The organism is Polaromonas sp. P1_E3 (assembly GCF_056405935.1).
Map to the genome: position 1 here is coordinate 1 of NZ_JBFUBD010000098.1, position 9,713 is coordinate 9,713.

Genomic DNA, 9,713 nt, shown 5'->3' on the forward strand with positions numbered 1-9,713 from the left:
GCCTGGAAATGAAGCGGGCCATGGACATGCTGGACCTGCTGGTGGTGGTGGACCCTTATCCGTCGGCCACCGCCGCCATGGCGGCGATGCCGGGCAAGGCTGAAGACCTCAACCCCAMACGCGCGGTGTATTTGCTGCCGGCCGCCACGCAGTTTGAAACCAGCGGCTCGGTGACGGCTTCCAACCGGTCCCTGCAGTGGCGCGAAAAAGTGATCGAGCCGCTCTGGGAGAGCCGCACCGACCACATGATCATGCATCAGTTCGCTGAAAAGCTCGGCTTCGCCAAAGAGCTTTCCAAGAACTACAAGATGCAGAAGGTCAAAGGCATGGACGAGCCCGTGCCGGACGACATCCTGCGCGAGATCAACAAGTGCGTCTGGACCATTGGCTACACCGGCCAAAGCCCCGAGCGCCTGCAGGCGCATATGCGCACCATGCACCTGTTCGACGTCAAGACCCTCAAGTCCAAAGGCGGCAAGGACAAGGTCACCGGCTACGACACGACCGGCGACTACTTTGGCTTGCCATGGCCCTGCTGGGGCAACCCGGATCTCAAGCACCCCGGCTCACCCAACCTGTATGACACCTCCAAACATGTGATGGATGGCGGCGGTAACTTCCGCGCCAACTTCGGCGTGGAAAAAGACGGCGTCAACCTGCTGGCAGAAGACGGTTCGTATTCGCAGGGTGCCGAAATCACCACGGGCTATCCCGAGTTCGACCATGTTCTGCTCAAGAAGCTGGGCTGGTGGGCCGACCTGACAGATGCCGAAAAAGCTGCTGCTGAGGGCAAGAACTGGAAGACCGATCCGTCGGGCGGCATCATTCGCGTCACCATGAAGGTCCACGGCTGCCACGTGTTCGGCAATGCCAAGGCGCGGGCCGTGGTGTGGAACTTCCCTGATGCCATACCGCAGCATCGCGAGCCGCTCTACGGAACCCGGGCCGACCTGATGGCCAAGTACCCGACGCACGACGACAAAAAGGCCTTCTGGCGCATGCCCACCCTTTACAAGACGATCCAGCAGAAGAACATCGCGGACAAGGTCGGCGAGAAGTTCCCCCTCATCCTGACGTCCGGCCGGCTGGTCGAATACGAAGGCGGCGGTGAAGAGACCCGCTCCAACCCCTGGCTGGCCGAGCTGCAGCAAGAAGCCTTCGTCGAAATCAATCCAAAAACCGCATCCGACCGCGGCATACGCAACGGCGAGCGCGTCTGGCTGAACAGCCCCACCGGCGCCCGCCTCAATGTCCAGGCCATGGTGACCGAGCGTGTCGGCCCCGACACGGTGTGGATGCCTTTCCACTTCTCGGGACGCTGGCAAGGCGCTGACATGCTGGCCTACTACCCGAATGGCGCAGCGCCGGTGGTACGCGGCGAGGCGGTCAACACGGCAACAACGTACGGCTACGACAGCGTGACGATGATGCAAGAAACCAAGACAACCATTTGCAACGTCGAAAAAGCATAAGGAACCACCATGGCAAGAATGAAATTTGTCTGTGACGCCGAGCGCTGCATCGAATGCAATGGCTGCGTCACTGCCTGTAAAAATGAAAACGAAGTCCCATGGGGAGTCAACCGCCGCCGCGTGGTGACGCTCAACGACGGCGTCCCGGGTGAAAAATCCATTTCGGTCGCCTGCATGCATTGCAGTGACGCACCTTGCATGGCGGTCTGCCCCGTCAACTGCTTCTACCGCACCGACGAGGGCGTGGTGCTGCACGACAAGGACATCTGCATCGGCTGCGGCTACTGCTCATATGCCTGCCCGTTCGGCGCGCCGCAATTCCCGGCTTCGGGCACCTTTGGTGTGCGCGGCAAGATGGACAAGTGCACCTTCTGCGCCGGCGGCCCTGAAGTCAACGGCAGCCAGGCCGAGTTTGAAAAGTACGGGCGCAACCGCCTGGCCGAAGGCAAGTTGCCGGCTTGCGCCGAAATGTGCTCGACCAAGGCCCTGCTCGCCGGCGACGGCGATGTGGTCGCCGACATCTTCCGTACCCGTGTGGTGCAACGCGGCAAGGGCGCCGAGGTCTGGGGCTGGGGCACCGCCTACGGTTCCAAACAGGCCGGCCAACCACCCGCAGGAGCCAAATCATGAAGCGCCTTTTTGCAGTGACACTTTCTATCGCCGCCCTGTCGGGCTTGTCCGCCTGCGGTGAAAAACCCCAAACCCTGGGCAGCGGCGTCAAAAGCGACGGCGCGGCCTACCAGGGTGTGCAAACCCAGTTTGCGGCGCCCGGCTGGAAAGCCGGCGACAAGACCAGCTGGGAGCAGGGGCTGAAGGCCCGCGCGCAGAACAGCCAGAACGAGTACAACAAGATCGGTAACTCGAAATAGTGACCGGAGGCCTTATGTATTGTGCGCGACCAGCTATATTTTTCATAGCAATCACCCTGGCGGGCCTGGCCGCTGCGCAGGCCCCTGCGGCCCAGCCTGCCACCGCTGCGCAAGCCAAGGGCGCTGCCAGGGCGGCGCCCACCGCCGCACCCGCCGCTACCACGGCGCCTGCCGGCGGCATCCAGGGGCAGAACATCTTTGAGGTCAAGCCCGACGCCAGCGCCGACCCCAACTACACCAAGCAGTCCAACGGTGAACGCGCCAAGGTGCAGCCGGGCAACAACGCGCCCATGTGGCGCCAGGTGGGCGAGGGCGTGACCGGCTACAGCAGCCTGCCCAAGAGCGAAGCGCCCGAAGCCGGCAACCTGATTCAGCCCTTTGTGCAGTACCCCGGCTCGCGCCTGACCAACGCCGGCGAAGCCTGGCGCCAGGTGCGCAACAACTGGATCATCCCGTACGGCGGCTCGCTGTTTTTGATCGTGCTGCTCGCCATTGCCATTTTTTACTTCAGCAAGGGCAGCATCAAGACGCACGGCGCCGAGACCGGCCGCAAGATCGAACGCTTCACGCCGTTTGAGCGGGCGGCGCATTGGTCCAACGCCATTGCGTTTTCCATCCTGGCCATTTCCGGCCTGGTCATGGCGTTCGGAAAATTCTTTCTCCAGCCCGTCATTGGCGGCGCGCTTTTTGGCTGGCTGACCTGGACCTTGAAGACCATGCACAACTTTGCGGGGCCTTTGTTTGCGGTCTCTCTGGTGATCGTGTTCTTCACCTTCCTGCGCGACAACTGGCCGCAAAAGGGCGACCTGCACTGGCTGGCCAAAGGCGGTGGCCTGATCACGGGCGGCGAAGAGCCGCCTTCGAACCGTTTCAATGCTGGTGAAAAACTCATCTTCTGGGGGGGCGTGTTCTTCCTCGGCATCGTGGTGGTTTCGTCGGGCTTTGTGCTCGACAAACTGCTGCCCGGCCTGATTTACGAACGCTCCACCATGCAGGTGGCGCACATGGTGCACGCCGTGGCCACCGTACTCATGATGTGCATGTTCCTCGGCCACATTTACCTGGGCACCATCGGCATGCAGGGCGCTTACAAGGCCATGCGTACAGGTTATGTCGATGAAACCTGGGCGAAAGAGCACCACGAGTACTGGTACGACGATGTCAAGGCAGGCAACATTCCTGCCCAGCGCAGCCAGCCTTCCCCGCCCGGCCAGACCGTCCAGGCATAAAAAGTGAGGACCGATCCCATGAAAAAACTGTTGATGCTCGGCCTTCTGGCTGGCGCTTCCAGCCTGGCCCTGGCCAAACTGCCGCCGCTCAGTGATGAAGCCAAGGCCAAGGCCGCTGAAGCGGCTGCCAAAACGGCCTGGACCGGCAAGGTGGACGCCTACCTGCTGTGCAAGTCACAGGACAAGGTGGCCGCCGCCTATTACAAATCAGCCAAGGCTGCYGGCAAAGAGACCAAGCCCCCGACACCGGCGCCCGCCTGTGCCGACCCGGGACCGTTTGCCTACACACCGCCTGAATCCAAACCGATTGAGGCCTCTGGCGCGCATTCGCCCGCAGGCAACGCCACCAGCCCGCCCAGCACCAAGCAGCCCGATGCCGTCGGCAACCCTGCCAAGAAGTCCTGACCTCCGCGATACCTCCTTTTTCTCGAAAAGCCGACTCCGAAAGGGGCCGGCTTTTTTGTTGTAGTCTTCCCTTATGCCCGCCTTGCCCTCCTCTCTTCCACGCCTGCAAAGCCTGCCCCGGTTGACCAACGCCCAGGCGCCCTTGACCTGCGAAGTAGATGCCGTCAATGAATACGGCGAGACGCACAAGGTCGCCATTCCCGCCGAGCGCGCGCTCACGGTGTATGTCGACAAGCGCGAGCTGGTCACGCTCATGACGCTGGGAGCGCACCCCGAGCTGCTGGTGCTCGGCTACCTGCGCAACCAGCGCCTTGTCAAGGACGTCGCCGATATCGAGTCCATCACCGTCGACTGGGACGTGGGCGCGGCGGCCGTCAAGACGCGCCACGGCATTGACGACATTGAAGAAAAAACTTCGCGCCGTGTAGTTACCACCGGTTGCGGGCAGGGCAGTGTGTTTGGCGGCCTGATGGACGAGGTGGACGGCATCGTGCTGCCCGCAGATGCGCACATTACCCAGGCCCAGTTGTATTCGCTCGTCAACACCATACGGCTCAAGGAAACGACTTATAAATCCGCTGGTTCGGTGCATGCCTGTGCATTGTTTGCGGTAACGGCCGGGGATCCCGAGATGCTGCTCTTCGTGGAAGACGTGGGCCGCCACAACGCCATCGACACCATCGCCGGCTGGATGTGGGTCAATATGGCCCCCACGCTTGTCGCTTCGCGTACTGCGCTGCCCCCCGAGGGGGCGCTGCGCCTGCGGCCCGGCGAAGCCGGTTCCGCGGCCCCGGCTGGTGAAGAGGGGGCGCTGCGCCTGCGGCCTGGCAAAGCCAGTTCCGCGGCCCCGGCTGGTGAAGAGAGGGAGCCCCCGGCAGGCCTGGTGTTTTATACGACCGGTCGCCTGACCAGCGAAATGGTCATCAAGTCGGCGCAGATGAATGTGCCGATTGTTGTGTCGCGCAGCGGTATCACACAGATGGGCCACCAGGTGGCGCTGACGGTCGGGCTGTGTGCGATTGGCCGTGCCACCAACAAGCGTTTTGTCTGTTACGCCAATGCACAGCGGCTCCACCTGGCGCCGGAACTGGCGGGCCCCAACCCTCGCAAGGTGGGCGCTGAGCCCTGAATCTGCCGTGGCATGATGCCGCCATGCACGACTCCGAAGTTCAACATACGCTGCCCGGCATCCCTGAGCCTTTGCTGAGCCCGGTGGACCGCGGCCGTCCAGATGCCCCTGGCCGGCTGGACACATTGCGATGGATGCAGGAGGGCATCCGTGCTGCGTTTTTCCTGCCGGTCCGCGTGGCGGGGAAAACGCCGACGCCGCTGCAGGTGTTGGGCATTGCAATTCTGGTCGCAGCCACGGAAGTGGCATTGATGCGGCTGGAAGTTGCAGGCCCTGCGGTGTTTAACCTGCAGGCCTGGTTGTCGACATGGTGGACGATCGGCTTGGGCGTTGGCCTGGCGTGGTGGGCTTTTCCTGTTCCCCAAGTTGAGCTTGCCCCGGAAGCGGACGAGTCCGTTCCCGGCGACCAACTGCCTCGCGGTGTGGCGACCTTTCTCGCGCTGTGGCTGGCGGCAGGGCTGCCCAATGTGCTGCTCGCCCAAGGCGTGGTTGCTGCGATTGCTCAGGGATGGATCAAGGCGGCGGTGTTTTCTGCGCCCTGGTTTTACTGGGCGTTGTACTCGGTGATGACGGCCTGGGCGCTTGGCGTGAGCCTTTCCCTCTTCAGGCGTTTCGCCGGATGGACCTGGCGGACGGCCGTATTTGCGCTGGTCCTGCTGGCAACCACGGGCGTGTCCGCCTGGCAGTTCGAGGTGCGTACCTGGGGGGTGGACTATGCGAGCCAGACCAGCACCGAGGACAGCCGGCCCCGCCTGCGGTTGAGCCAGCAGACCTTTGAACACCAGCAGGCATTGATGGAAAAGACGATGGCCGCCATCGCGCCGCAGCGCCGCGGTATCACCGACGTCTATGGCCTGGTGTTCGCCCCTTATGCCGCGGAAGATGTATTCCTGCGCGAAAGCACCATGGTCAGCCGTGTGCTCGCCGAGCGCTTTGACGCCGAAGGCCGCGTGATGCACCTGGTCAACCATGCCAGCACCGTGCAAACCCATCCCTGGGCCACCACCTTGAATTTGCAGCGCGCCATCGACGCCATCGCCCAGCGCATGGACCGCGACAACGACGTGCTGGTGGTCTACATGACGTCTCATGGCGCCAGCGACTTCAGGCTCGCAGCTTCCCACTGGCCGCTCGAGGTGGCGCCCCTCACTCCCGGCGAGCTGCGTGAGGCGCTCGACAATGCCGGCATCCGCCACCGCGTCATCGCGATATCGGCATGCTACTCAGGCGGCTGGATCGACACCCTGGCCAGCRACACCACCCTGGTCATGACAGCTGCTGACGCCACCCACACCTCCTATGGTTGCGGGCGCCTGTCTGAGCTCACCTTCTTCGGCCGCGCCATGTTTGACGAGCAGCTGCGCAAGACGCACTCGTTTGAGCAGGCCTTTTCACGCGCCGTTCCGGTCATCAAGCAGCGTGAGATCGACGCCGGCAAGGAAGACGGGTTTTCCAACCCGCAGATCAGGGCCGGAACCGGCATCGGGCCCGTGCTGCGTGCGCTGGAGCAGCGGCTGGATGCCTCACCGGGCGCTCCGGCTTCGGCTCCTGTTCCAGCCCAGGCTCCGGTGGTGGCGGGACCTGGCTTCAAAACGTCTCCGTAACCTTTCGCTAAACCCCTTGCAAAGCCCGGCCATGATGCCGGGATGCGGACTTTGCGTTATGGTCTGCGCATGAACACCCTTTTCCTCAAGCTCGGCTGGAAAACCCTGTTGCGTGACTTGCGCGCCGGCGAGTTGCGCCTCCTGATCGTCGCCGTGACCCTGGCGGTTGCTGCGCTCACCGCGGTCGGTTTTTTTGCCGACCGCCTCAAGGGTGGCCTGCAACGCGATGCACGCCAGCTGCTCGGCGGTGACGCCGTGATCCGCAGCGACGGCATCACGCCGGAAGCCTTCATTGCCAAAGCGCAGGCCCTGGGCCTCAAGGCCATCTCCACTGTCACATTTCCCACCATGGGCCGCGCCAGCGACGCGGATGGTGGCGCCAGCAAACTGGTGGCTTTCAAGGGCGTGCCCGAAGGCTACCCATTGCGCGGCAGCATGAAGATCGCCGACAGCCTGGACGGCCCCGGCCAGGACACGCGGGAGGTACCGGCCCGCGGCACGGCCTGGGCGGATGCCTCGCTGCTCGATGGGCTGGGCCTCAAGCTCGGCCAGACGCTGTTGATGGGCGACGCCAGCTTCAAGCTCACCCGCGTCATCGTGCAGGAGCCCGACCGCGGCGCCGGCTTCATCAGCTTTTCTCCCCGGGTGATGATCAACCAGGCCGACGTGGCCGCCACGAACCTGATCCAGCCCGCCAGCCGTACCAACTACCGCTTTGCCGTTGCCGGTGATGACAAGGCCGTCAAGGCTTATGTGAAGTGGGCCGCCGACGAGATCAAGAAACCCGGTGCAGAGTCGGGCATTCGCGGCGTGCGCCTGGAGTCGCTCGAATCGGGCAGCCCCGAGATGCGGCAGACGCTGGACCGCGCCGAAAAATTCCTCAACCTGGTGGCCTTGCTGGCCGCCTTGCTGAGCGCCGTGGCCGTGGCCATCGTCGCGCGCGGCTTTGCGGCCAAACACCTGGACGACTGCGCCATGCTGCGCGTGCTGGGCCAGCCCCAGCGCACCATTGCGCTGGCCTACACCTTTGAGTTTGTCGTCGCCGGCATGCTCGCCAGCGCGCTTGGCGTGGCGGTGGGTTTCGCCGTGCATTACGCCTTTGTGCTGCTGCTGGCCGGGCTGGTCGAAACGGCGTTGCCGGCGGCCACCTGGTGGCCCGTCATGTTCGGCATGGGCATGGGCCTCACGTTATTGCTGGCTTTTGGCCTGCCGCCCGTGTTGCAGCTGGCGCAAGTGCCGCCGCTGCGCGTCATTCGCCGCGACGTCGGCAACCTCAAACCCGCGTCGCTCGCGGTGCTGGGGGTGGGCATTGCCGGCTTTGCGGCCTTGCTGGTTGCCGCCAGCAGCGACTTGAAGCTGGGCCTGATTGCGGTCGGCGGTTTTGCCGGCGCGGTGCTGGTGTTCGCCGTGGCCAGTTTTGCCGCCGTCAAGCTGTTGCGCGCCAGCGTGAATGAAGTCACCGCCCCGCGCTGGCTGGTACTGGCCACGCGGCAGCTGTCCGCCCGGCCCATGTACGCCGTGGTGCAGACCAGCGCCCTGGCAGTCGGCCTGCTGGCCCTGATGCTGCTCGTGCTGCTGCGCACCGACCTCATCAGCAGCTGGCGCAAGGCGACGCCTCCCGATGCCCCCAACCGTTTTGTCATCAACGTGCAGCCGGAGCAGGGCGAGGCTTTCCAGAAAGCGCTGCGCGACGGCGGGGTGAAGAAGTTTGATTGGTACCCCATGATCCGCGGCCGCCTGGTGGCCGTTAACGGCAAGGCCGTCACGCCCGACGACTTTGAAGACGACCGCGCCAAACGCCTGGTAGACCGCGAGTTCAATCTTTCCAACAGCGCCGAGATGCCCGGGCACAACCAGGTGACCGGCGGGCGCTGGACGGGCGGCGAAAAAGACGCCGTGAGCGTGGAAGACGGCCTGGCCAAAACGCTGGGCCTCAGGCTCGGCGATTCATTGCGTTTTGACATCGGTGGCCAGATCAGTGAAGCAAAAATCACCAGCCTGCGCAAGGTCGACTGGGGTTCCATGCGCGTCAATTTCTTTGTGATGTACCCGGTGGCGCAGCTCCCAGCCGATGTGCCCGTGTCCTTCATCAGCGCTTTTCGCGCACCCGAGCCCCCCGCCGCCGTGCCCGGCCAGCCGCATGCCCAGAGTTTTGACAACACACTGGTCCGGGCATTCCCCAACATCACCAATGTCGACATGAGCAGCACTCTGGCCCAGGTGCAGCGCGTGCTCGACCAGGTGATACGCGCGGTGGAATTCCTGTTCGGCTTCACCCTGGCCGCAGGCCTGGTCGTGTTGTTCGCCGCCATCACCGCCACGCGCGAAGAGCGCGCCCGCGAGTTCGCCATCATGCGGGCCGTGGGTGCGCGTGCTTCGCTTCTGCGGCAGGTGCAGCGGGCTGAGCTGGCGGGGGTTGGTTTGCTTGCCGGGTTTTTGGCGTCTGTGGTTGCGCTGGCGGTGGGCTGGGGCCTGGCGCGGTTTGTGTTTGACTTCAACTGGACCGGGTCGTGGACGGTGCCGCTGATGGGCAGCCTTGCTGGTGCGGTGCTGGCGTTGGCTGCGGGGTGGTGGGGGTTGAGGTCGGTTTTGAATACGCCAGTGGTGGAGACTTTGCGGAAGGCTCAGTAGCCGAGCCGGTTCTTGCTCCGGCTATGCGCTCTTTGCTGAGGGTAGCTGGCCGGGGGTTGCCCGGCGGCAAGTAACTTTCTTTTGCTTCGCCAAAAGAAAGTCACCAAAGAAAAGGCGACCCGCAGTCTGGGTCCCCTTCGCTGCGCTGCGGGGCAACCTGCGCTGCTCGACTCCGGCGGCGGTCCGCAGAACTCGCTACGTTGCACTTCGCTCAAACAACTGCGGCCCGGCCTTCCGCCTCCGTCTGCGCTGCTCGGCCCAGCCAGGACGGGGAAGTCCRAATTCGGGTACCAAGTCAGAAATACCAAATCAATACCAACAAGGACACGCCATGGCGTGTCCTTGTTTCTTCGGTATTCGGTTTTGGTATTCCT

At 63.7% G+C, this 9,713-nt stretch carries 8 protein-coding genes; all 8 read left to right on the plus strand.

Features of this window, described 5'->3' with window-relative positions; translation table 11 throughout:
* A partial coding sequence (locus AC1D0Z_RS12085) for a formate dehydrogenase subunit alpha (RefSeq protein WP_477658492.1) occupies positions 1-1,472 on the plus strand: 1,472 nt, incomplete at its 5' end.
* A 9-nt stretch (positions 1,473-1,481) separates the two neighbouring features.
* Positions 1,482-2,102, plus strand: coding sequence for a formate dehydrogenase FDH3 subunit beta (fdh3B, locus tag AC1D0Z_RS12090; RefSeq protein ID WP_477658493.1), 621 nt, complete (start codon positions 1,482-1,484; stop codon positions 2,100-2,102).
* The gene (locus AC1D0Z_RS12095; RefSeq protein WP_477658494.1) at positions 2,099-2,341 is read left to right on the plus strand and encodes a hypothetical protein; all 243 of its coding nucleotides are present in this window, start codon (positions 2,099-2,101) and stop codon (positions 2,339-2,341) included. The genes fdh3B and AC1D0Z_RS12095 overlap by 4 nt, the downstream gene beginning before the upstream one ends.
* A 14-nt stretch (positions 2,342-2,355) precedes the next feature.
* Positions 2,356-3,570, plus strand: a complete 1,215-nt coding sequence (locus tag AC1D0Z_RS12100; RefSeq protein ID WP_477658495.1) for a formate dehydrogenase subunit gamma — start codon at positions 2,356-2,358, stop codon at positions 3,568-3,570.
* Between the two features lie 18 nt (positions 3,571-3,588).
* Positions 3,589-3,975 carry a hypothetical protein gene (locus AC1D0Z_RS12105; RefSeq protein ID WP_477658496.1) on the plus strand — a complete coding sequence of 129 codons (387 nt, stop codon included), beginning with the start codon at positions 3,589-3,591 and terminating at the stop codon, positions 3,973-3,975.
* Between the two features lie 73 nt (positions 3,976-4,048).
* On the plus strand, positions 4,049-5,104 hold the full coding sequence (locus AC1D0Z_RS12110) for a formate dehydrogenase accessory sulfurtransferase FdhD (RefSeq protein WP_477658497.1): 1,056 nt from the start codon (positions 4,049-4,051) through the stop codon (positions 5,102-5,104).
* A 23-nt stretch (positions 5,105-5,127) separates the two neighbouring features.
* The gene (locus AC1D0Z_RS12115) at positions 5,128-6,708 is read left to right on the plus strand and encodes a C13 family peptidase (protein ID WP_477658498.1); all 1,581 of its coding nucleotides are present in this window, start codon (positions 5,128-5,130) and stop codon (positions 6,706-6,708) included.
* 69 nt (positions 6,709-6,777) lie between these two features.
* The gene (locus AC1D0Z_RS12120) at positions 6,778-9,339 is read left to right on the plus strand and encodes an ABC transporter permease (RefSeq protein ID WP_477658499.1); all 2,562 of its coding nucleotides are present in this window, start codon (positions 6,778-6,780) and stop codon (positions 9,337-9,339) included.
* The last annotated feature ends 374 nt before the right edge of the window (positions 9,340-9,713 follow it).